Origin of the sequence: Paenibacillus sp. S150 (genome assembly GCF_019352175.1) — a bacterium.
GTDB lineage: Bacteria > Bacillota > Bacilli > Paenibacillales > Paenibacillaceae > Paenibacillus_AQ.
Genome location: NZ_JACBYI010000010.1, coordinates 115,110 through 138,270, shown reverse-complemented (window position 1 = coordinate 138,270; position 23,161 = coordinate 115,110). Strand labels below are relative to the sequence as shown.

The window sequence follows — 23,161 nt, the reverse complement described above, 5'->3', positions numbered from 1 at the left end:
AGGGCATCCCTGTTGTACTGTGCAGCCGCTCCGCAGAGCGCTTAGCTGCTTCTCAACTCAGTCCTCGCCCACAGGCAGTGCGCGCTCCAGCTCCTTATGCTTGCCGGGCCAGAACGCCCGGCGGCCGAAGAGCACGGTAACCGCCGGTACCAGGAACGGACGGACCACGAAGGTGTCCAGCAGCACCCCGATGGCGGTGATGATGCCGAACTGCACCAGCACTTGTATAGGCAGGCTGGCCAGCACTGCGAAGGTTCCGGCCAGAATGAGCCCGGCGGAGGTGATAACCGAACCGGTCTCGTTTACGCCTTCGGCAACCGCCTGCTTCAGCGGCATGACTTTCCGCTTTTTCCAGATATTCGAGATCATGAAGATGTTATAATCCTCGCCCAGCGCGACCAGGAACACGAAGGAATACAACGGGATCGCCCCCTGAATGGCCTCCGCCCCCATAAGATAATGGATAATAATCCAGCCCAGCCCAAGCGCGGAGAAGAAGGACAGGATTACGGTGGCCACCAGATAAATCGTTGCTACCACAGACCGCAGATAGATCAGCAGCAGCACGGTAATCATCCCGATGACCACTGGAATAATCAGATCCGTGTCCCGCTCGCCGAGCTCTTTCGTATCATGCTGGGTGGCTGTCTGCCCGCTGATCCATACGCTGTCCCTGGCGTTGTCCACCTCGGATTCGGCCAGCGCCTGTTCCACGGATGCCAGGAGAGCCGGAATGTGATTCATAGCCTCCAGTGAATACGGATTGCTTTTGAATTCAACATCATAACCGAGGATATTCCGATTGACCGCCCCCTGCTGCGGATCTGACACCTTATCAATATAGGAAATACCGCCCAAAACCACCTTGATATCCTCTCCGTCCACTTTGCCCTGCGTATCAATGATCAGCTTGGCCGGAGCAAGCCCGCCGGGAGAGAACTGCTTGCCGATCAGGTCAAAGCCCTCACGCGACTCCATGTCCTTCGGAAAAGACGAGAGGATATCGTAAGTAAACCTGATCCCGCCGGAAAAGGAAGCCAACACGCCCAGAAGCACCACGGTTATGCCTACAATCGCCCGCGGGCGGGTTACGACATGATGGCCGATTCCTTTTTTATGTGAGTTATTGGGCTGTGGCACCGGCCTGCCTTTGGCCTTGGCCCGTTCTGCTTCCATCTGCGGAGTCCGTGGAATAAACGGGAAGAAGGACGTCCGTCCAAAGATGGCCAGCAATGCCGGCACCAGCGTCAGGCTGGCAATCCCCATAATGAGAATCGAAACGCTGAACGGAACCGCGAACCGGTGGTACGCACCGTATTTGGCCAGCAGCAGCGCAAACAATGCCAGCACGACCGTAAATCCGCTCATGGCGATAGCCCCGGAGGAGTGGGTGATCGCACGCAGCAAAGCGCGGCCTTTGTGCTCTTCCACCTTCAGCATTTGACGGAACCGGGAAATCAGGAACAGGCAATAATCCGTACCGGCACCGAACAGCAGCACAGTCATAATGGAAATGGCCTGGGAATCCACAGTGATCCAGCCCTCCTGGGCCATTTTGCCCAGCACTGGACTGGCGGCCCCATATGCAAAGCCAACTGCTGCAAGCGGAATCAGAGCCAGAATCGGCGAGCGGTAGATCAGCAGCAGGAACACCAGCACCAGCACAACCGTCGCGATCAGCAGGGAAACATCGGCGTTTTGGAATAGCCCTGCCGCATCGACGGAAATCCCCACCGGCCCTGTTACCCGGAGGCTGAGACCGCTGCCGTCCACCTCCGCTGCGGAAGGGTCGCCTCCTGTTTCCGTATTCACAATTTTTTTCATTTCTGTTAAAGCTTCACCCAGCTGATCGCTGTCCGCCGTCTTGTCAAAAAGCACCGGCGTGACCAGCGTGCTCCCATCCTCCGACAACGAAGCCTGAAGAGCCTGCGGCGGCAGCTGCCCCAGCGGCGGAACATAGTTCTGATGTGCCAAAGGCTGCTGCTCAAGCTTGCTGTAGACAGCGATGATATGCATCAGGTCCTCCTCGGACATTCCGCCCTCCCTATGCCATACAAGCAATGCTGGGATGCCGCTTCCGGCGGGAAACTCCCTCTCCGCAATCACTGCAGCCCGCACCGACTGCGAGTCTTCCGGCAGATTGGATGCGTTGTTCAGCTCCTGTGAATTCACGCCTGGCCATAACATGGTGAGTGCCCCTATGACCGCAATCCAGACGGCAAGAGTAATCCATTTGGTCTTGCTGCCTGCCACCCATTTTCCGTAGCCTGACATTCCTTTCATCCTCTCCTCGCACCCTTCAGCCTCAAAATGAACCACGGGTCATTTTATACCCTTATCATATATACCCTGAAAATTTTAAGCAAACCTTTTTCCCAATAATTATATAATCCATATATCTATAGCCTTCAATTATATTCTTCTCTGCAGCATATGATGCATTCGTCATAAACCTGAAATCCGTGTGACAGCCAGCCAACCGCCTCATAATTCCAAGCAACAAGCATGGCAAGATCCGTTCATCCCGCTGAAAATTTATTGCTCTCCGCAAAAAAAGCCCCCTGTCCACAGTAAGTCTGGCCTGCTGTGCACAGAGAGCTCTTGAAGCGGCAAGCAGCCGCCAAATCATAAAAATAGCCGTTTGTATCTGGCGCGCCTCCTTAACCTACATCCGGAAGATCATCCCCGGAGAATTGGCTGTTATAGAGATCGGCGTAGAATCCGCCTGCTTCCAGCAGCTCGACGTGGGTTCCCTTTTCAATAACGCTGCCCTGGTTCATTACGAGAATCAGATCGGCGTCACGGATGGTAGACAGGCGGTGGGCGATGACAAAGCTTGTTCTGCCTTTCATCAGCGTGTTCATCGCCTTCTGAATCTGCACTTCGGTCCGGGTATCGACACTGCTAGTCGCTTCATCGAGAATCAGAATGGACGGATCGGCCAAAATTGCCCGGGCAATGGTGAGCAGCTGCTTCTGCCCTTGCGAGATATTGGAGGCTTCCTCGTTCAGAATGGTGTTATAGCCAAGCGGCAGCGTGCGGATAAAGTGATCGGCATGCGCAGCCTTGGCGGCCCGCACCACATCGGCTTCTGTAGCACCTTCGCGGCCGTATGCGATATTCTCGCTGATTGTCCCGTTGAACAGCCATGTATCCTGCAGCACCATACCGAATTTGCTGCGCAGCTCGCTGCGCTTCATATTGGTGATGTTGACGCCGTCAATGACAATCTCCCCGCCGCTGATTTCATAAAAACGCATCAGCAGGTTGATCAGTGTTGTCTTACCGGCACCGGTCGGTCCTACAATAGCAATGGTCTGTCCGGGGCTGACCTTAATATTCATATCCTCAATCAGAATTGCATCTTCTTTGTAGCCGAATTTCACATGGCGGAATTCAACCGAGCCCTCTTCGGCATCGGCTGGAAGTTTGGCCAGCGAAGTACTGACCTCAGGGATTTCCTCTTCTTCATCCAAAAGCTCAAAGACACGTTCCGCCGAAGCAATTGTCGATTGAATGATGTTGGCAATATTGGCCGTTTGCGTAATCGGCATAGTGAACTGGCGTGAATACTGGATAAAAGCCTGAATATCCCCGACATCAATAATCTTCTTGGTGACAAAAATACCGCCGACCACACAGACAAGCACATAACCCAGGTTCCCAATGAACATCATCAGCGGCATGATAATACCGGAGATGAACTGCGAACGCCAACCGGAGTCGTAAAGCGAGTCATTGATTTTATTAAATTCGCCCAGCGAGTGCTTTTCACGGCCAAAAGCCTTAATAATGCGGTGGCCAGTATACATTTCCTCTACATGGCCGTTCAGCTGACCCAGAGACTTCTGCTGGCTGATGAAGTAGGTCTGTGAGCGTTTGGTGATTCCCATGATGACCACGAAACTCAGCGGCAGCGTAATTACAGTGATCAGAGTAAGCCATGGGCTGATGGTCAGCATCATAACAATGACACCGATAAGCGTCACGATCGAGGTGATGAGCTGTGTCAAGCTCTGCTGCAGCGTAGTGCTGATATTGTCCACATCATTGGTGGCACGGCTGAGTGTTTCCCCATGCGTCCGGGAATCAAAATATTTCAGCGGCAGACGCTCCAGCTTGCTGTTGATCTGCTCACGCATATCAAATACAACCTTTTGCGCCACACCGGACATCACATACTGCTGCACAAAGCTGAACAACGAGCTGAGCAGGTACAGGACGCCCAGAATAATCAGAATATCATTAACATAGCCAAAATCAATTGCAGCGCCCGGCACGCCCATCAGCTTGCCATAAGCGCCTTCGAACAGTTTGGTTGTTGCCTTACCCATAATCTTTGGACTGAAAATGCTGAATACCGTGCTTGCAATCGCCATAATAAATACGATGACCAGCTGCAGCTGGCGCGGGCGCAGATAGCGGATCAGGCGGCGCAATGTCCCTTTGAAGTCTTTGGCCTTCTCGGGAGGCAAGCCCATGCCGGGTCCGCCCGGTCCTCCAGGACCGCGCCCGCCTCCAAAGCCGCCTTGCCGGCGGGGAGCCGAAGCTGCCTTGCTCTGTGTATTCTCTTCACTCATGCTATTTCCTCCTCTGACAGCTGCGAGGATACGATCTCGCGGTATACTTCACTGTTGTCCATCAGCTCACGGTGTGTGCCCATTCCGGCAATCCGTCCTTCATCGAGCACAATGATCCGGTCGGCGTCCATAACCGTGCTGACCCGCTGGGCTACAATAACTACGGTCGCTTCCGTTGTTTCGCCCTTGAGTGCGGCCCGCAGCTTGGCATCGGTCTTGAAATCAAGAGCCGAGAAGCTGTCATCGAACAAATAAACCTCCGGTTTCCTTACCAATGCACGCGCAATCGAGAGGCGCTGCTTCTGCCCGCCGGAGACGTTGCCTCCGCCTTGGGAAATTTCCGAATTGAAGCTGTCTTTCATTGCGGAGACAAAATCGAACGCCTGGGCGACTTTGGCCGCGTGGATGATTTCATCATCCGTGGCGTCCTCTTTGCCGTAGCGGATATTCTCATTGATCGTACCGGTGAACAGCACAGCCTTTTGCGGAATATAGCCGATCTTGCTGCGCAGCTCCTCCTGCGTCATTTCCCGCACATCAACTCCGTCTACACGCACTGCACCTTCAATGACATCGTAGAACCGCGGAATCATGCTGAGCAGTGTGGATTTGCCTGAACCCGTCCCGCCGATAATCGCTGTAATCTCACCAGGCTTCGCACTGAAGCTGATTCCTGTCAATGCAGGCTGCTCCGCACCGGGATAAGAGAAGGATACATTATCGAACTCGACATAACCATGCATGCCGTCGCGGCCGTCCTTGTGGGTCGCTGTAGCCGTGGTTTGAAGCTGTCCGGAAGTCGGATCTGTGATTTCAGGCTGCATGTCCAGCACCTCATTGATACGAAGCGCGGAAGCGGACGCCCGGGGAATCAATACAAACATCATGGATACCATGATCAGGGAGAACATAATCTGCATCGCATATTGAATAAACGCCATCAGCGAGCCGACCTGCAAATCTCCGTCGCCGATCCGGATTCCGCCAAAATACAAAATGGCAATCATCGAAAAATTCATGACAATCATCATCAGCGGCATCAGGCCGGCCATAATTTTGTTGACCCTAATGGCTGTATCCGTGAGATCCTTGTTCGCTTCGGTAAACCGTTCATTCTCATGGCTGATCCGGTTAAAGGAGCGGATGACGCGGATGCCTGTCAAATGCTCGCGCAGCACACGGTTCAGTTTGTCCAGCTTGACCTGTATCGCCTTGAACAACGGCAGTCCCTTCATCCCTATGAATAAAATCACGCCGACGAGGAGTGGAATAACCACTACAAAAATCAGAGAAAGCTTGGCATCCTCCGATACCGCCATGATAATTCCGCCGATCATCATCATCGGTGCACCGATCATCATGCGCAATATCATAGTAAGTACGGTTTGCACCTGTGTAATATCATTGGTGGTGCGGGTAATCAGCGATGCCGTTCCCAGCTTATCGAATTCGTGCAATGTGAAATTCTCGACATGGTTGAACATCCGCGAGCGGGTATTCTTACCGAAGCCTGCGGCAACTTTGGCCGACAAATAACTGGCTATAACTGAGCACAGGGCTCCGGCAGCGGCAACCAGCAGCATGAATCCGCCGATTTTCCAGATATAACCGCGGTCTCCCTGGACAATCCCTTTGTCGACAATGTCGCTCATCAGGGTAGGGAGATACAGATCACCCATGGACTGCAGGAATACAAGGATCAGTACCGCTGCGATAGCCAGCTTAAAGGGCTTCAATTGTCTCATTAATTTAATCACGTGTCTCATCTCCGTTCATTTGTAACCGGTCCAAATTAGGCGGCGGGTTGTCCTCTACGAATCTGTGCACCTTCAGCAGCAGCTCCGCCAGATGGTTGCTCTCGTCTTCGCCCAGATAATCCACCATTTTGTTAAGCATATCGTTCATATGGTGCTTTGCCCTGCCGGTAATAATTTTCCCCTGCTCTGTCAGCTTAATGCGCACAACTCTCCGGTCGGTTGCATCCGGCAGTCTCTCTACCATTTGCTTGGCTTCAAGACTGTTGATAAGCTGCGTAATCGTTGGAGGGCTGAGTCTCATGTAACGGCTGATTTCCGAAACCTTCAGCCCTTCGCCTTCCTCAGGCGCCAATTTTGCGATAGATATCAATAAAGTCATCTCACTGGGCCTATGGCCCTCCACCGTATGCTGCCAATGTGCCTTGCGCAGCTGCCGGAGTGCGGCAAAAAGCTTATGCGCGACTGGATTTTCCGGATTTTCCTGATTTATCCCAATGCTTCCACCTCATTTTTATTTAGGTATACAAATTATTAAATAATATATTAATTAGGCTACCTAATTATATTTTCGTCTGAAATCTTTGTCAATCAATGAATGCGCTGCCAATTATTACGGAATGAAGAACACTGCCTATACCAGCGCAAAGAACAAAAAGGCTCGGCCGTCCTTCATTGGACAGCGCAGCGGTTTGAGATTTCAGATGTAAGGCAGCCGGCTGAAACCTGGCGGCAAGCCCAAGTGGAAAAAGTGAACTTCATTCTCCCCGCCTCGCCCGTTTCGCAAGTGTTAGTGGGAAAAAGGATACCTACTCCATCCATTTCGTCCCGTTTCAAGAAAATACGCTGAAATTAAGTTGCCTTTTTCCCGCTACTCCCTCCACCGCCAGCTTTTCTGTCCATTTAAGTTCACTAATTCCACTTCACTTCATTGTACTGTACTTCCCCACCCCGCGATCCCGGTTAGCTCCTCAAATTCCGCTGTTCCTCCTGCAAAGCGCAACCCGCAGGTTCAGCATGATGACCACATTTTCAACTTATCCCCAACTTTATACACACCTTATCCACAGAAAAAGCAATTCATAATTTCCTAAACAAGAACAAAACGGCTATGCCGTCGTTGACCGGGCAGCGCAGCTGTTTGCATTTCAAGTGTAAGGCCGGCTGCTGAAGCCAGGCGGGAAGCCAAGCGGAAAAGGTCACTTCATATTCCGCAGCCGCTTTTTCGCAAGTGTTAGTGGAAAAAAGGAACCCTGATCGATCCGTCTCTCTCCCTTACATAGGAAGACGCCTACATTAAGATGTACTTGGGCCATTCATCCAAAGGGCAGCCATTTTAGTGGGAAAAAGGATAACTAATCCACCGCCTTCGGAGACTGGATCATCCCTAGTGGGAAAAAGTACAACTAATTCGTCTGAAATCAGCCGTATGGGGGGAGCGGGCCTCCATTAAGTATACAAAATACCACTAAAACCCGTTAAATCCAGAATTCCAGCCCATTAGTGTTACTTTTTCCACTTCGCTTCCGTTCCCTATGAATCTCTTCCTTGCGTTCCATCAGCGTTTTCAGGTTCGCCGGTTCCATTCCTATACATTCAATTACCTTTTTGGCTCAAACCCAAAATCAGCGGTTGACGATGTGAATTCCTCCTGCAAAACATAGAACCCACAGACTCCGCACCATTCAGCACGGCTCAGCAAACTCACCACCATTCAGCACGATTAAGACGCATTATAATTTTCTCTAACTTCATACCTGCCTTATCCACAACTGACGAGAAGCATAATTTCCTAAACAACAAGAAAGACGCCTATCGGCGTCCTATTTAAGAATGCTGACATTCCACCGTCCAGCCGGCTTCGGGCGAATTCAAAGGTACTTCTGCCTTTGATTCCCTCGTCCAGCCGGCTTCGGGCGAATTCAAAGGTACTTCTGCCTTTGATTCCACCGTCCAGCCTACTTCGGGCGAATTCAAAGGTACTTCTGCCTTTGATTCCACCGCCCAGCCGGCTTCGGGCGAAATTAAAGGTACTTCTGCCTTTGATTCCCTCTACCTGCCCGCTGCGGCCAACGCAATCGCGCAGTTTGCTTGGCCGAAGTCCCGATCCATTCGTTCATTTACAGCGCAACCGTGAAATAACGGATAAGCTTCGCTTCCCCCAAAACATATAAATTCTTAACTTTTAAAAAAATGCCCCCGCCGGTAAAGGCGGGGGCTGTCCGTCTTGCAGTGAAAGGTTGTCCGACAGGCACGGAGATTAATAACCCATTCCGTGCTCGTTTGTCGTAAATGATCCGCCTGTTGAATTCTGGGGTTCGACAGACGCTCCAGGTCCGATCAGAATAAAGCTAAATAATGCCAGAACGCTGCAAGCCGTTAACAGTGTTTTCTTCATTTTTCCTCAGCTCCCTTATGGTTTCCCCATATTTCTTCTGTTGCTGCTCGGTCGAATAATGCCTGTACGTCTCAAATAAAGTCACACAATCAATTATGTTGTTGGCGCCGTTTAGCCGAATGGCCAGATGAAGAGACTGCAGAATAGTCTCTACTCCTTGATTATACTGTCCGCGGTTCAGAAGGTACATGGAAATCTGGTAGCGCAGACGATATAGCCGGTCGATATTAATAGGGTCCATAAATTGCTCAAAGCGCACCATTTCGCGGGAGAACTGCGCCAGAACCTTATCGACAGAGAAGCCATAGCGGTTGGCCGCCTCCACAATCACCACCAGCCCGGGCAGGATTTCACCAGGATTGTTGGCCAAGAAGGAGGAATAAGCAGGAAGAGCCGCTTCGTTGCCTATCATCATTTCCAGCGTGAACCCGTTGGCTACCGCAAAAAGGCTGAAGTCCTTCACAACCTCCCGTCCTTCTTCATCCAAAAGCTCAAACCAGCTTAAATCAGCATATCCTGCGGTATACTTCTTCGCTTCCTCATATTTCCCCTGTTTGGTGAGTGCGGTTGCCTTGGCCAGATAACCGTGACCGTAATAAATAACAAGCGGGCGCTCTAAATTCAATTCTTCCTGCCGTCTGCTTGACTTTTTCCGCAGCTGCTCCCTGTAAATCCCGTTGGCCAAAGCCCTGAGCTCATCTGCATATTTTTCAACGTCCTTCCACTTATGCAAGGTGAAACAGACATTTGCCAGCTTAAGCAGCCCATCCAATTGCATATTCTCCGGAAGACGACCGCGGTAGGGTTCAAAGGTGATGACCGCCCGCAGCTGCTCCTCTTTATCCACAATGGATTCCAGCGATTTGAAAATCCGGTATTGGCAGATTGCCATCCGTTCGGAGTAGCTGTCCAGCTCGTTGTCTACAATAATCCTATAGAAGACCAGCGATTCCTGTATCTTTCCGCCCGCAAACAGCTTCTCCGCCACGGAATACAGTATGCCCAGCGGCTTCGGGTACTCCATGATCCTGTTCAATACATCCTCAACGCAATGCTGTTTGCCTATTTCCGCACAACGGATCAGAAATGCTTCCACTCTGCGGCGGGAGATCCGCTCTTCACTGAAGCACTCATCCACATACAGCGGATATAACCATCCTTCAGGAAATCCCAAGGCTCTGGTTACCGCATCCAGTTGTCCCAGAGACAACGGTTTGGGCGGATTTCCATGGAGAATCGCACTAAGACTGCCGCGGTTCAGGCCGGATACCTTTGCAAACGAAGCGAGATTATAACCCGAGCGGGAAAGATGCTTCTCAATTTCTGAGCGTATTGTTGTCAACTTTGCCTCCACCCGGCACCTCCTCCGTCAATATCAGAATAAGCTTCTATTAATTGACATTATAGGTGATGCTTATAGAAAGCACAACAAAATGGCCTCACAAAGTGAGGCCATTATTTATAAAAGCTATGGGTCAGTGAACAAGCTACTGCTGAAGCGCAGCTTTGCTGCGTATTCTCTGGATCTTGGTATTCTTCCCGTAGGCGGCGGCATTCTTGCGGCTGCGTATATTTTCCATCATTTTGTTCTGGGCAAGCACAATATAACCGTCCAGCCGCTGGCTGAGCTCCAGAACGGCGTGGTCACTGAGACTGCGCTCCTGTGCAACCTCCAACAATTCGCATCTAAGATTTTCTATAGTAATAAACAATTCATCTTCTCTATAATCTTCTGCAAACTCAGCAAGGGAATTTTGGTAAAGGTTCACGGTTATTCACCTTCTCTCTATCAACTTCTCCCCTATCATAAATCATGATGCCAAAAAACATATTTTGAAAAAAAAGAAAAATATGTCGATGATCACACAAATGAATTCCCGTTGCTTCAAGCGTCCCTGCCATCTCCAGGCGGGAGGTAACGCTCCCCCAGCACGCCCATTGCGAAATTCACCCACTCCCGTGCGGCAAAGGACAAGTAGCGGTCTCTGCGCCAGATCATGCCGAGCTGCCAGGGAATGACCGGCTCGGTCAGCGGAACCACGGAAATCCGCGTGCGGTCCATATCCCGGCAAATAGTCTCTGGCAGCAGGGCAATCCCCATCCCGGCTTCCACCATCCGGCTGATCAAATCCCACTGGGAGCTCTCATAGACAACCCGGGGCTGGAACCCCGTCTTGACACACTCCGTGATAATCCGGTCATGAAGGGCAAAATCCTCCCGGAAGAGCACAAACTCTTCATCGGCCAGCTCCCTAAGCGGCACAGAGGCTGCCCCGGCCAGGCGATGGCCTGCCGGCACCAGCAGCTCCAGCTTCTCTTCCACAAAGGTGAAGCAGTGGAATACCGCTGTATTCACCGGCAGGACGATGGCTCCGATATCGAGCAGCCCGGTTTCCACATCATCCTCCACTTTTTTCGCTCCGTCCTCGTGCAGGCGAATGGTCACCTCCGGGTATCGGCGGTGAAATTCCCCGATGACCGCGGGGAAGAAGCTTGCACCCACCATGGGCGGCAGCCCGATACGGATATGGCCCTGCTTCAAATTGCGCAGACTGTCCAGCTCAGAGGAGAGGCTTGCGAACGATTCCACGATATTTTGCGCTTTGGTCAGCAGAATCTCTCCGGCATCCGTCAGCCGGATGCTTTTCCCCTCGCGGTAAAAGAGATCGGCTCCCAGCTCCGCCTCCAGATTGCGGATCATTTTGCTGATGGTGGGCTGGGAAATATACAGCGATTCCGCGGCTCTGGAGAAGCTGTTCTGTCTGGCCACCTGAACGAAATACTGCAGCTGCCGGATGTCCATTTTTCCCATCTCCTTATATAGATAAACGGAATGTCACATATTCCATCTATTCATTTTACCTATGAAAGAAAAGGATGTAAACTTTCAGTAATAAGAAGAACGGTTTCGCCGTCCCCGGAAAGAGGCGGCACTTCATGAAAGGAGCGAAGCCTTATGAAAAAGCTTGGTATAGGCTTGCTGCAGGTAGCCGGTCTCACCTTGTTCTCTATGCTGGTTAATTCCCTGGCCACATTATTGCATATTCCCATTCCCGGAAGCATCATCGGCATGATCCTCCTGTTTCTGCTGCTGGAATCCGGCATGATCCGTCTGAACTGGGTAGAAGCTGGAGCTTCCTGGCTGCTCGCCGAGCTGCTGCTGTTCTTCATCCCTTCAGCTATAGGCGTTATGAATTATTCCAAGCTGCTTGAAGCAGACGGCCTGCAAGTGCTGGCTGTTGTACTTGTCGGCACCTTTGCCGTAATGGCCAGCTCCGGGCTGCTTACGGGAGCTATCTTTAGAGTAAAGGAGCGTAGAGGATCATGATGACCGGACTGCTGCTGCTCGCACTGACTGTTGCTGTTTATCTGCTGGCCAAACGAATCTATGCATCCAGCAACAAAATGTACGCTTCCCCCCTTATCATCACGCCGCTGCTGATTATCAGCTTTCTGCTGATGACTGGAATTCCTTACGAATCCTACAATGCGGGAGGCAAATGGCTTACGGAGCTGCTGCAGCCGGCAACCATCGCCTTTGCAATCCCTTTGCATAAAAACTTCAAGGTACTCAAAAAGCACGCCGCCGAAATTGCGGCAGGCGTGCTCTCAGGGACGGTAATGGCGGTGCTCTCCTCGATGCTGCTGGCCAAATGGCTGCACCTCAGCGGCGATCTCGCAACCAGCCTCGTACCTCGTTCGGTAACTACACCGATCGCCATGAGCATCTCGCAAAGCATCGGCGGCGTTCCGAGCATAACGGCAGTATTCGTGATTCTGACCGGAGTGCTGGGTACGCTGATGGGGCCGTCTGTGCTGCGCCTCTTCCGCATTGACAACGAAATTGCGCGCGGTGTATCGCTGGGAACCGCAGCGCACGGTACGGGCACCTCCAAAGCCTTCGAGCTGAGTTCGCTGACCGGCACCATCTCCAGTATCGCGATGATTCTGACAGCGCTGTTCTCCATAGGACTTGCGCCTGCTCTCCTCGCGGTTTTCCTCCATTAGGCCGTCCCGGCTTGGGCCAAAGACCTGACAGCTCTGCTGCAGGTCTCTTTTTTGGGGGCATAAACTCATGCTCAGTCGTTCACTGTCTTTACAGCTTCACCGGCAATCCGCTTTGCGCCGAATCATAGGCTGCACAGGTCACCTTCAGCGTCCGGTAGCCGTCTTCGTAGTCGCTGAGAATACGCGAATGGTCGCCGGTCCGCACCGCATGCAGGAAGGCCTCGCTCTCGGCAGCGTAAGGATTGCCTGAATTTGTGTATTCCTTGCTGTCGCCGCTGCGCACCTCCAGCAGACGTTCCGGATTCCAATCGAGCAGCCCCTTGTCATTATAGAAGCTAAGGCCTACCCGCCCTACCTCACCCGGCAGCACGCAGGTATTCGAGATATTCGCTACTATGCCGTTGTTCAGCTTGAGCGATACCGTACCCACATCAGCTACCGTTACACCTTCATGCAGCTCATGCATAATGCGGCTGCCGAACATGGCGTATACTTCCGTTACCTCGCCGCCCAGATAACGCAGCAAATCGACGATATGAGTCGTCTGCTCGGTAAATTGTCCACCCGACTGCTCCTGATCACGCCACCAGGCAACACCGGGCATGCCGCCCATCCACTGTCCGACAATCATCCCCACCTTGTCGCCGCTGAGAAATTCCTTAAGCCTCGCGATATTCTCCTGATAACGGAAATGGTAGCCGACTGAGGTCAGCAGCTGATGCGCCTTGATATCCTGCAGCAGGCTCGCCGGAATCTCTGTGCCCGAACCCAGCGGCTTCTCGACGAAAAAAGGGATTTCCCTGCGAATCAGTGCCCGCTCTATCGCTCCGTGGGACTGCGGAGGCACACAAATATAAACAGCATCCAGCTTGTGGGCATCCAGCATCTCTGTAATTTCGCCGTAGCCTTTGGCACCATAGGCAAGAGCCATGTCCTCACCCTTTTGCCTGCTGCTGCCGCAGACGGCCTGAAGCTTCACATCCTCCGTTCCCGCCAGCAAATCCGCATGCATTTTGGAGAACCAGCCTGTTCCTACAATCCCTATATTGAGTGTCATTCTATAACCTCCTGATGATCTCTAATGTATGCCTTTTCATTGATTATACCCGCTTAGGTTTGGACAAGGTAGTCCTGCCACTCTTCAGGAAGCAAATCCGCATAAGGCTGCTGCAGAAAACGGTCATCCGCCAGCACAATAATACCGCTGTCATTCTCGGTGCGGATCAGCCTTCCGCCTGCCTGCAGCACCTTGCACATGCCCGGATAGACATAGGCATAATCGAAGCCGTTCTTGCCCCGGGCCTGAAAATATCCGCGCAGCAGATTGCGTTCCAGGCCAACCTGCGGCAGGCCGACGCCTACAATCATTACGCCGTTCAGGCGGTTTCCGGGCAAATCGACACCCTCCGAGAAAATCCCCCCTAGCACAGCGAATCCAAGCAATGTCTCCGGATTATCCGGAAGGAAAGAAGAAAGGAACCCCTCCCGCTCCTGCTCGCTCATTCCGCTGCCCTGCACCAGGGTCGGGATCTCGGGATATTTGTCCGTGAACACCGCTAAGACGTTTTGCAAATATGCATAGGAAGGGAAAAACACGAGATAATTGCCCTTTTTTGCAACCATTCCCCGCAGCGCATTGCTTAGCGGAAGCAGGGAACCGGCACGGTCACGGTAGCGGGTGGATACCGGAAGAACAGATACTTTCCATTGCTCTTTGTGAAAAGGAGAGCCTACACGCAGGCTGTAGTCCCCCTCAGCCGCTCCAATCATGTCCCGGTAATAAGACATCGGCGAGAGTGTGGCCGAGAATAGAATCTGGCTGCGGAAGCCCTTGGCCATCTGCTGCAGCAGATGTGAAGGGTCCAGATTGAACAGCTTCAGAAATACATCGCCGCGTCTCACCTCGGCATAGGTGACATAGCGCTCATCATAGGTTTTGATGGTGCGCAGCATGCCCTGGACCGCGTAGTAGGTGTCCAGCAGGCTTCCTTCCTCTTCCTCCGCCGGGGGAATGAGCACAGCGGGAGAGGAAGGCCCCAGCAGCTCCAGCTCCGCCTCGGCGGCAAACGTCTCCAGGAGCTGCGGCAATCCGCCGGGATACTCCGGCCATTGTCCCTCCCCTGCTACACCGATGCTTTTGCGCAGATCAATGAAAAAAGCATTCACCGCTCTGGCGGCAGCTCCAAGCCTATGATTAACCGCCTTATACTGCCGCTGCAGGCTCAGGAACGGCGCCTTGGTCAGCGGGGCGGAGAACATTTCCCTGCCCCGGTCCACCAGGTTATGGGCCTCGTCCACCAGCAGCACCGTCTTTTTCTTCCTTTCCTCCGGCAGCCGCTTCAGGCTAATCCGGGGATCATAGATATAGTTGTAATCGCAGATGACCATATCGCAGGCATAGGCGGCATCCAGCGAGAACTCAAACGGACATACCCTGTGCTTGCGGGCATACCCGGCGATGGTTTCCTGCGTCATCAGCATTTCATGCTCCAGCATGTCCAGCAATGCCTCATTGACCCGGTCATAATAGCCTTCGGCAAACGGGCAGCCCTCCTTGCTGCAAAGCCCTTCCTCGCGGAAGCAGGACTTCTCCTTGGCCGTAAGCGTGATCGCGTGCAGCTGCAGACCGCCTGCAACCAGCAGCGAGACCGCTTCCTGCGCCGCAAACCGGGTAACCGTCTTGGCGGTTAAATAGAAGATTCCTGCTGCAATCCCTCCGCCCAGTGCTTTTAACGCCGGGAACAGAGTCGACATCGTTTTGCCGATGCCTGTGGGCGCCTGGGCGAACAGGTTCACGCCTTCAGCAGCCGTCCTGTACACTGCGGCGGCGAATTGACGCTGCCCCTGCCGGTAGCCGGGGAAAGGGAAATCCAGATTGCGGATACTCTCCCCTCTCCGCGCTTCATGGCGTACCCGCAGCTCCGCATAAGGCGCATATCGGGCAACCGCTGCAGCGGCAAAGGCTGCAAGTTCATGCCGGGTGGCCTGCCTGTATAGGCTGTGCTGCTCTTCACTGCCCCGGCGGACATACGTAAGCTTAACCTCAATGGAAGGAAGCTTCTGCTCAAGTGTAACCATATAGGCATACATAAGCGCCTGTGCCCAGTGGACCTCCCGCCCTTCTATCGCCGAATCCAAGGGGCCGGCGATGGATTTGATTTCTTCCACAGTCAGACTGCCGTCCTCTCCGGTTAAAAGGCCGTCACAGCGTCCGTCGATGATGAACAGAAGGCCGTTATGAGGAATTGCTGCTTTGAGGTAGACCTCCTTGCGGTCGCCTTCTTTATATTGCTTCTGAATATGCTGATGAATACGCGTGCCTTCCGCCATCGCCGCACCGCTGCGGAAGCCCGGCTCCAGACTGCCGCTGCTGAAGGCATACTCCACCAGCGTTCTTACGGAAAGAAATACCTCGGTACCGTCCATGCTTCCTCCTCCTCACCGCTGCCCGCGCCTTTTTTGCTGCAGGGGGCCATTTTCGTCCTTTTCCCGCTGTATAACCGCATGTAGGTTTGATTTTCCCGGCTTCATCCGCCGGCATTTCAAATTACGCTTCCACCATAGAGCGTACGGCTTTTCTGATTTTTGACATTCCTCTCCCAGCGCTGCATAATAAGGTCTATTGATAATGGAATTCTTTTGTCTTGCGCCGCTGCTTCCTCCCAGCCGGGAATTGGCGTTTCATTATGCAGAAAGAAGGCGAAGCTGTGTCATCCGTAAACATAAAACGATGGCTGATCAAACCATTCGTGTATTTCTCCATTCTTTTTGTCCTGAAGAGCTTTTTGGCTTGGGGCGTGATCTTTGGAGATTTGCTCTCCTGGAAAACGCTATTAACGGAAATTCCTTTTGTCTGGGCCCTGTTCGCCCTTATCGAACGCTTCGCTTCCAAACGGAAGCTTGGCTATTACATGACGGTCAATCTGCTAGTCACCGCAATCTTTTTTGCCGCCATTATGTACTTTAAGTATTACGGAGTCATCGTCACTTACCATGCGGCAGAGCAGGTGAATCAGGTTACAGCTGTACGCAACAGCGTATTCTCTCTGATGGACCCGTATTATCTGCTGATCTTTGCCGATATCATCGTCCTGGGCTTCTATTTTTTCATCAATAAGAAGGGCCGGACCTATAAGAAGGATAACATTAATTACCGTGGCGGGAAACTTTCGCATACTCTTCTGTTCGCGGTCTCGCTCGCCATTTGCCTGTTCAATATACTGCCCAACAAGGCCAGTATGAATGAGATCAAGAAGGCGCAGGAAATGGGCATTCTGAATTATGAGGCGTACACGATTTTTGCCAAAGACAAACCTGAGCTCGTGAACGCCAGCGAAATTACGCAGGAGGCCATCAACCAGCTTAAGGGAACAGATCCCGCCGCTGTCTCGCCGCTTCAGGGCGCAGCCAAAGGCAAGAACCTGATCATTATTCAATTGGAATCGTTCCAGAGCTTCCTGCTGGGGCTTAAGGTAGACGGCCAGGAAATTACGCCGAACTTGAACCGCCTGATGGAGAACAGCCTGTATTTCCCTAACTTCTATCAAATGGTCGGACAGGGGAATACCTCGGATGCCGAATTCGTAGTGAACTCTTCCTTCTATATTCCGCCCCAGGGCGCGGCTACGATGTCCTATGTGAATAAAGAGCTGCCGAGCCTGCCGCGTCTGCTGCAGAATAACGGCTACCGGACGGCTACCTTCCACACCAATGATGTGGAATTCTGGAACCGCGGGGAGCTGTACAGCGCCCTCGGCTGGGAGAATTATTACGACCATGAGTTTTTCGGCGACGAGGACACCTTCTTCTTCGGGGCTTCCGACGAAGTGCTCTACCGCAAAACCGCAGACAGGCTGAAGGAGATGGAAGCGGACGGCAAGCCGTTCTATGCCCAGGTAATTTCGATGTCCTCCCACCATCCGTTCACCATTCCCGAGGAGAAATACAAGATGAAGCTGCCGGAGCGCTATGAGGGCACTTTTGTCGGTGATTATATCCGGGCCCAGAATTATGCCGACTATGCTTTCGGTCAATTTGTGGATGAACTCCAGGCGAATGGGATATGGGATAAGAGCCTGATCATGGTCTACGGGGACCATATGGGCCTGCCGATCTATTCGCTGGATCATGATGATAAGGAATTAATGACGGAAATCTACGGTCATGACTACGAATACGCGGATATGCTGAATATCCCGCTCATCATTCATGAAGAAGGCACCATCGAGCCGCAAACACTGGATCACGTCGGCGGTGAAGTGGATATCATGCCAACCGCAGCCAGTCTGCTGGGGATTTCCATGGACAACAATATATACTTTGGCCAGGACCTGTTGAGCCAGTCTTACAACCTGCTGCCGCAGCGCTATTATCTGCCAACCGGCTCCTTTATCGCCAGCTCCGGACTGCTGATCCCCGGCAACAGCTTCGAGGATAACACACAGTTCACCCTGGCCTCCGGAAGCAGGATACCTGCCGGAACCGAGGATGAATACAACCGCGCGTTGCGCTTGCGCCAGCTGTCGGATAGCTATGTTACGCAGCTGCCCGATAAAGTTAAGGATAAGGAATAATCAAGCCGCTTTACAGAACATTCCTATGCGTCAAAAGATAAAAGCCGCGCTTCCGGATCACCGGAGCGCGGCTTTTTGCCTGCCATAGAGGTATACCTATTTTAAAACAGACGTTCCTGCTTCTCCAGCATCAGCAAATAGTCGGCCAAATTCTGCAGCTCCTCCGGCTTTAAGACCGCTAAATGCTCGGACAGCAGCAACAAAGTGCGGTACTGTGCTTCTTCAAGCAGTTTTTGCCCTTTGGGTGTAATACTGACGATTACGGCTCTCCGGTCGTTCTCATCCGGTTCACGCGCAATGAGTCCAAGCAGCTCCAGACGGTCCAGCATGACGGTTACCGCACTGGATTTAACCTCCAGCTTATCGGCCAGCTGAACAACCCGCGCTTTCTGCTCCTGGGAAATCAAGCGCAGCAGGCCGAATTGCGGTACAGTAAGACCCATTTCCTTATGCAGGGACATCTGTGATGCAATCCTGCGGTGCACCTTCCACATGGATGATCCCAAACGCTCTACAAGCGGATCGATTTGTTGCGGCATCCCTTTCAGCTCCCAGTCCGTTTATCCTGTTTCAAGCGTACCATTACCAGAGGCTATGATTCAATGCTTTTATGCCGGCTCCTCTTACATCCGAAGACAGGCTCCGACACAAAAATACTATATTTGCTCATGCCGCTGATGCGCTATAATCTTAGCAGTGATACAGTTGTATTGCTGAAAACATTCGAAGCAGGGTTGGTGGTAAAAATAATGAAGCTGGCAACAAAATTAACTTGGATGATGCTCATTGTGTTGCTTCTTGTCGGGTCCTCCATTGGATTCTTCGGTTACCGCGCCGCTTATCATCAGATCGATGAGGCTGCGGGAATCGAGTTGGTGGGCTGCGCCAATATTACAACCGGCCTGATTGATCCTGCCGACATTTCGGCACTTGTCAGCGGGGATAACAGCAAGGTGGCTGCGATAGAAGACCGGATCGGCTGGATTGTGGATCATAAGCCTATTTTTAAAGAAGCGTTCATCCTGTCACTGGACGGAAAAATACTCGCCGCCGACGCCAGCTTGAAGGCAAGAGGCTATGAGGCCGGGGATGATTTCTATTTCACTGAAGAAGATAAAGCCATGATAACTACCATGAAGCATTCCGCATATTCCAAAGTTTATACATATCAAGGCACCTCGCTCAAGACCGGTTACGGCCCCATTTACCAGGATCATGACCCTACCCAGCCTATTATTGCACTGATGGCCATTAATTTCGACGGCCCTTTAATTCATGAACGGACAATGGACATTATTGTTCAGCCCTTCATCATTGGCGCATCGATCCTTATCGTAGCGATCCTTGCCGCTTACCTGCTGATCCGTCGTATGGTAAGCCCGCTCACCAAGCTGTCCGGCTCCGTGAACACCATTGCCAGGGGAGATCTTACCCACGAACCGCTTCTCTTCAAAAGCAAAGATGAAATCGGGACACTGGCCCGGAACTTCAACGACATGACGCTGAACCTGCGCGACTTGATCACTCAGGTGAATGACACTTCCATGCTGGTTGCCTCTTCCTCGCAGGAGCTGTCTGCCAGTGCCCAGGAGACGAACCGCGCCGGCGAGCACAGTGTGAATGTCACGATTGAGCTGGCCGATGGAGCGAACACCCAGCTGAAAGACCTGGAAGGAAGCTACAAAGCCGTACAGGATATGTCCCGCTTCATCACTGAAATTGCCGGCAATGCCGACAGTGCAATGAATACAGCCGCCGACAATGCCCACAAGGCCCGGCTGGGACGGGAATCAATGGACTCCACAACCTCGCAAATGGGAGTGGTCAGCGCAAGCATCAGTGATCTGTCCGGCATTATCGGGACGCTGGGCAGCCATTCCAAGGAAATTGAGAATATTGTCGGCACCATTGCCAGCATTGCCGAAGAAACCAATCTGCTGGCATTGAATGCGGCGATAGAAGCCGCTCGCGCCGGAGAAGAGGGCCGGGGCTTCGCCATTGTTGCCGGCTCCGTCCGCAAGCTCGCCGAACGTTCGGCGGCATCCGCCGGACAAATTGGAGAGTTGGTCAGCCTGATCATCGGCCAGATGGACAATGCCGGTGAAACGATGAAACGTTCAACGGAAGAAATGCTGCAGGGCAGAGAGCTGATCCGGTCAGCCGGAAACTCCTTCTCCGAGATCGAAACCTCGGTCTCCAATATGTCCTCCCAGAACCAGCAGATATCGGCGACCGTCCGTGAGCTGGGGCTGATCTCTGACGGACTCGTGAAGGCGATTCAGAATATCGTCTCCATCTCCAACCATACGGCTGAAGGCGCCGAGACCCTCTCCGCCTCTTCCCAGGAGCAGCTTGCAGCGATGGAAGAGGTCGAATCCTCCGCTGCCTTCCTCTCTTCACTGGCAGAGAAGCTTCAGGTTCTCGTAGAGAAGTTCAAGATCTAGAGGCCTTGGAGAACCCGAGGGCTTCTGCATAACCTACAAAGCGCAGCACCTTCCAAAAGAGGTAATGCGCTTTGTTCAAATATTACGCCAGAATTTATATGCTGGGCACACTCAATGATCCATATATTTCTCGCTGAAACACGCCGTCATTTACAAGGACAGCGTAGCCGTTTCTGCTTGAAAGATAAGAATTTATATGTTTTGGGGTCCCCGTAAAGTACCTGAATAACCATCGAAGCCAAGGCCCCACCTTGTGGGGTTATTTTGTGTCTGGCACAGGCTATTCCTTATGTATTTCATTACGCTGTATTCTCAATGAACCATTGGCCCAGCTCGCTAACCGGCATTGGCCTTCCGTAATAGAAGCCCTGCATGACCCGGCAGCCCAGAGACTGCAGCAGTTCAATCTGCTCGGGCGTTTCCACGCCCTCCGCGACAACCTCCATATTGAGATTGCCCGCGATGGCAATGATATTGCTGATGATCGCTTTTTTGGAATGCATTTTGCTCTTGCGGATGAACACCTGGTCAATCTTCAGCGTGTTCACCGGAATCTCATCCAGATTGCCCAGCGAGGAAAATCCGGTGCCGAAGTCATCCAGCGATACCCGCACTCCAAGACCCCGCAGCCTGGAGAGCTGGGCTACCGTCTCTTCCATATTGTTCATTGCGATGGATTCCGTAATCTCCAGCTCCAGGAAATGCGGCTCCAGGCCGGAGCGGACCAGCGCCTCTTCAATCACATCATAGAGGCTTCCGCCCTCAAACATCCGGGCCGACATGTTGATCGAGACGGCAACATTTGCCACTCTCCCTCTGTGCCAGAGCATATTCTGGCCGCATACATCATGCAGCATCCAATAAGTAATCGGCACAATCAGCCCGGTCTCCTCGGCAATCGGAATGAATTCGGCCGGCGAAATAATGCCATGCTCCGGATGCCTCCAGCGCAGGAGAGCTTCTAGACCTACGGTCACGTTCATCAGCGAATCCCATTTCGGCTGGTAGACCACCATGAATTCTGAACGGGCCAGCGCCTTGCGCAAATCCTTCTCCAGTGACATCCGGCGGAGCTGATGGCGGTTCATTTCCTGATCGAACACACTGAATTTGTTCTTTCCGGAATCCTTGGAGGTATACAGTGCCGTGTCCGCCGCCTTCATTAGCGCAGAACGGTCCGTCCCATGAATCGGAGCCATGCTGATGCCTACGCTCGCCGTAACGTACAGCTCATGGCCCTCTATGCTGTAGGATTTCTTCACCTCCCGCAGAATATGCTGCGCTTCCTCCCGGGCATCCTCCATCGTGCAGACCGGCAGGGCAATCAGAAATTCATCCCCGCCCAGCCGGAAGACCTTGCCCTTCATGCCGATCGCGCACCGCAATCTCACGGCAACCTCCTGCAGCAGCATATCGCCGATATCATGTCCCAAGGTATCGTTGATCGACTTGAACCGGTCCAGATCGACAAAAAACACCGCACCGGAGGCCCCGCCAAAAAATTCATCCCTGAAGTACCGTTCGAGGCCATGCCGGTTCGGCAGCTGAGTCAGCGGATCGTTATAGGCCATACGCTCCAGCACATGCCGGTCCAGAAACACCGCGCCGCCGGATACCGCAAGCATTAACAACGTGACAAGGGAAACCCCTGTCAGCAGAATAACATCCGTCTCCATAAGAAAAGGCTTGTTCCCGGGCCAGCCGTCAACCTGCAAATGGCTGGTTCTCAGGCTGATATAATGCATCCCGGTAACCGCGAGCCCGATGAACAGCGAGGAATACAGCTTCCAGCGGCTGAAGCCGGCATAATCCTTGAGCTTGCGAAAGAGAAATACTCCGGCATAAGAGGCTAAACAAGCAACGATGACGGACAGCCCCTGGGTCTGCACTCCATAATGAATCTTTCCTTCCAGCATCATGGAAGACATGCCCAAATAATGCATTGCGGCAATTCCGCTGCCGAGAATCAGGCCGCTGATGAGCAGATGCCCTGTTCTCAGAAGGGGCACCGCGGCAATCCACAGCGCTAAATAGCTGGCCGGTATACTGATTAGCAATGACAATACAGCCTGGCCCGGATGATAGCTGACCTCAAAAGGCAGTTCGCCCGCCATAAGCTCCACGAGGTGCATGGCCCAAATTCCGCTGCCAAGCACACAGGCTCCGGAGAGCAGCCATAGGCGCCTTCCCCTGCCCGCAGTAAGGGAAACCTGAGAAATCAAAGTAAGCGCTGAATAGGCTGCAGAGGCAGCAAGCGCAAAAGCTAGTAAAACGATCCATATATTATAGCGGATTCCCATTTGATCCATAGCTGACCTCTTCACCAGTTTGATTATCATCGTCGCCGCAGTACATTTGTTAAGTAAAAATCAATATACGAATATCAGATAAATGGAAGAGTACA

Annotated in this window: 16 protein-coding genes; 4 read left to right on the top strand and 12 right to left on the bottom strand. The window is 52.5% G+C overall.

Annotated elements, in window-relative coordinates; all coding sequences use genetic code 11:
• Nucleotides 1-57 precede the first annotated feature (57 nt).
• From HYD27_RS12390 to cidR, 8 genes are all read right to left on the bottom strand, one after another.
• Entirely contained in the window at nucleotides 58-2,283 is a 2,226-nt protein-coding gene (locus HYD27_RS12390) for an MMPL family transporter (RefSeq protein ID WP_219215491.1), read from the bottom strand.
• 377 nt (nucleotides 2,284-2,660) lie between these two features.
• Complete coding sequence (locus tag HYD27_RS12385; RefSeq protein WP_304623766.1) at nucleotides 2,661-4,580, bottom strand: ABC transporter ATP-binding protein; 1,920 nt, start codon at nucleotides 4,578-4,580, stop codon at nucleotides 2,661-2,663.
• A complete protein-coding gene (locus HYD27_RS12380) occupies nucleotides 4,577-6,337 on the bottom strand; it encodes an ABC transporter ATP-binding protein (protein WP_219215489.1) in 1,761 nt (586 codons plus the stop codon). The genes HYD27_RS12385 and HYD27_RS12380 overlap by 4 nt, the downstream gene beginning before the upstream one ends.
• Nucleotides 6,330-6,707, bottom strand: coding sequence for a MarR family winged helix-turn-helix transcriptional regulator (locus HYD27_RS12375; protein WP_219215487.1), 378 nt, complete (start codon nucleotides 6,705-6,707; stop codon nucleotides 6,330-6,332). The genes HYD27_RS12380 and HYD27_RS12375 overlap by 8 nt, the downstream gene beginning before the upstream one ends.
• Nucleotides 6,708-8,161: 1,454 nt before the next feature.
• Nucleotides 8,162-8,335 carry a hypothetical protein gene (locus HYD27_RS12370; protein ID WP_219215485.1) on the bottom strand — a complete coding sequence of 58 codons (174 nt, stop codon included), beginning with the start codon at nucleotides 8,333-8,335 and terminating at the stop codon, nucleotides 8,162-8,164.
• Nucleotides 8,336-8,685: 350 nt separating this feature from the next.
• The gene (locus tag HYD27_RS12365; protein ID WP_219215484.1) at nucleotides 8,686-10,086 is read right to left on the bottom strand and encodes a DNA-binding protein; all 1,401 of its coding nucleotides are present in this window, start codon (nucleotides 10,084-10,086) and stop codon (nucleotides 8,686-8,688) included.
• A gap of 133 nt (nucleotides 10,087-10,219) precedes the next feature.
• A complete protein-coding gene (locus tag HYD27_RS32680; protein WP_219215483.1) occupies nucleotides 10,220-10,501 on the bottom strand; it encodes an aspartyl-phosphate phosphatase Spo0E family protein in 282 nt (93 codons plus the stop codon).
• Nucleotides 10,502-10,617: 116 nt separating this feature from the next.
• Entirely contained in the window at nucleotides 10,618-11,535 is a 918-nt protein-coding gene (cidR, locus tag HYD27_RS12355) for a cidABC operon transcriptional activator CidR (protein WP_219215482.1), read from the bottom strand.
• A 153-nt stretch (nucleotides 11,536-11,688) separates the two neighbouring features.
• Here cidR and HYD27_RS12350 point away from each other — a divergent pair, with 153 nt between their 5' ends.
• Nucleotides 11,689-12,060 (top strand): CidA/LrgA family protein, encoded by a 372-nt coding sequence (locus tag HYD27_RS12350; RefSeq protein ID WP_219215481.1) that lies wholly within the window; start codon nucleotides 11,689-11,691, stop codon nucleotides 12,058-12,060.
• Nucleotides 12,060-12,740 (top strand): CidB/LrgB family autolysis modulator, encoded by a 681-nt coding sequence (locus tag HYD27_RS12345; RefSeq protein ID WP_219215556.1) that lies wholly within the window; start codon nucleotides 12,060-12,062, stop codon nucleotides 12,738-12,740. The genes HYD27_RS12350 and HYD27_RS12345 overlap by 1 nt, the downstream gene beginning before the upstream one ends.
• Nucleotides 12,741-12,828: 88 nt before the next feature.
• Here HYD27_RS12345 and HYD27_RS12340 read toward each other — a convergent pair whose 3' ends face one another.
• Nucleotides 12,829-13,797, bottom strand: a complete 969-nt coding sequence (locus tag HYD27_RS12340) for a Gfo/Idh/MocA family protein (RefSeq protein WP_219215480.1) — start codon at nucleotides 13,795-13,797, stop codon at nucleotides 12,829-12,831.
• Between the two features lie 53 nt (nucleotides 13,798-13,850).
• Nucleotides 13,851-16,166 carry an ATP-dependent DNA helicase gene (locus tag HYD27_RS12335; RefSeq protein ID WP_219215479.1) on the bottom strand — a complete coding sequence of 772 codons (2,316 nt, stop codon included), beginning with the start codon at nucleotides 16,164-16,166 and terminating at the stop codon, nucleotides 13,851-13,853.
• Between the two features lie 260 nt (nucleotides 16,167-16,426).
• Here HYD27_RS12335 and HYD27_RS12330 point away from each other — a divergent pair, with 260 nt between their 5' ends.
• Nucleotides 16,427-18,313, top strand: a complete 1,887-nt coding sequence (locus HYD27_RS12330; protein WP_219215477.1) for an LTA synthase family protein — start codon at nucleotides 16,427-16,429, stop codon at nucleotides 18,311-18,313.
• A 101-nt stretch (nucleotides 18,314-18,414) separates the two neighbouring features.
• Here HYD27_RS12330 and HYD27_RS12325 read toward each other — a convergent pair whose 3' ends face one another.
• Nucleotides 18,415-18,852 (bottom strand): MarR family winged helix-turn-helix transcriptional regulator, encoded by a 438-nt coding sequence (locus tag HYD27_RS12325; RefSeq protein ID WP_219215475.1) that lies wholly within the window; start codon nucleotides 18,850-18,852, stop codon nucleotides 18,415-18,417.
• Between the two features lie 210 nt (nucleotides 18,853-19,062).
• Here HYD27_RS12325 and HYD27_RS12320 point away from each other — a divergent pair, with 210 nt between their 5' ends.
• A complete protein-coding gene (locus HYD27_RS12320) occupies nucleotides 19,063-20,757 on the top strand; it encodes a methyl-accepting chemotaxis protein (RefSeq protein ID WP_219215472.1) in 1,695 nt (564 codons plus the stop codon).
• A gap of 299 nt (nucleotides 20,758-21,056) precedes the next feature.
• On the opposite strand, the gene HYD27_RS12315 is transcribed toward HYD27_RS12320, so the two are convergent.
• A complete protein-coding gene (locus tag HYD27_RS12315) occupies nucleotides 21,057-23,066 on the bottom strand; it encodes a putative bifunctional diguanylate cyclase/phosphodiesterase (protein ID WP_219215470.1) in 2,010 nt (669 codons plus the stop codon).
• Between the last annotated feature and the right edge of the window lie 95 nt (nucleotides 23,067-23,161).

Excerpts from the sequence above, each read along its gene's own strand:
- HYD27_RS12390 (WP_219215491.1), bottom strand. The coding sequence starts at position 2,283 with ATGAAAGGAATGTCAGGCTACGGAAAATGGGTGGCAGGCAGCAAGACC.
- HYD27_RS12385 (WP_304623766.1), bottom strand. The coding sequence starts at position 4,580 with ATGAGTGAAGAGAATACACAGAGCAAGGCAGCTTCGGCTCCCCGCCGG.
- cidR (WP_219215482.1), bottom strand. The coding sequence starts at position 11,535 with ATGGACATCCGGCAGCTGCAGTATTTCGTTCAGGTGGCCAGACAGAAC.
- HYD27_RS12350 (WP_219215481.1), top strand. The coding sequence starts at position 11,689 with ATGAAAAAGCTTGGTATAGGCTTGCTGCAGGTAGCCGGTCTCACCTTG.
- HYD27_RS12345 (WP_219215556.1), top strand. The coding sequence starts at position 12,060 with ATGACCGGACTGCTGCTGCTCGCACTGACTGTTGCTGTTTATCTGCTG.
- HYD27_RS12340 (WP_219215480.1), bottom strand. The coding sequence starts at position 13,797 with ATGACACTCAATATAGGGATTGTAGGAACAGGCTGGTTCTCCAAAATG.
- HYD27_RS12335 (WP_219215479.1), bottom strand. The coding sequence starts at position 16,166 with ATGGACGGTACCGAGGTATTTCTTTCCGTAAGAACGCTGGTGGAGTAT.
- HYD27_RS12330 (WP_219215477.1), top strand. The coding sequence starts at position 16,427 with ATGCAGAAAGAAGGCGAAGCTGTGTCATCCGTAAACATAAAACGATGG.
- HYD27_RS12325 (WP_219215475.1), bottom strand. The coding sequence starts at position 18,852 with ATGCCGCAACAAATCGATCCGCTTGTAGAGCGTTTGGGATCATCCATG.
- HYD27_RS12320 (WP_219215472.1), top strand. The coding sequence starts at position 19,063 with ATGAAGCTGGCAACAAAATTAACTTGGATGATGCTCATTGTGTTGCTT.
- HYD27_RS12315 (WP_219215470.1), bottom strand. The coding sequence starts at position 23,066 with ATGGATCAAATGGGAATCCGCTATAATATATGGATCGTTTTACTAGCT.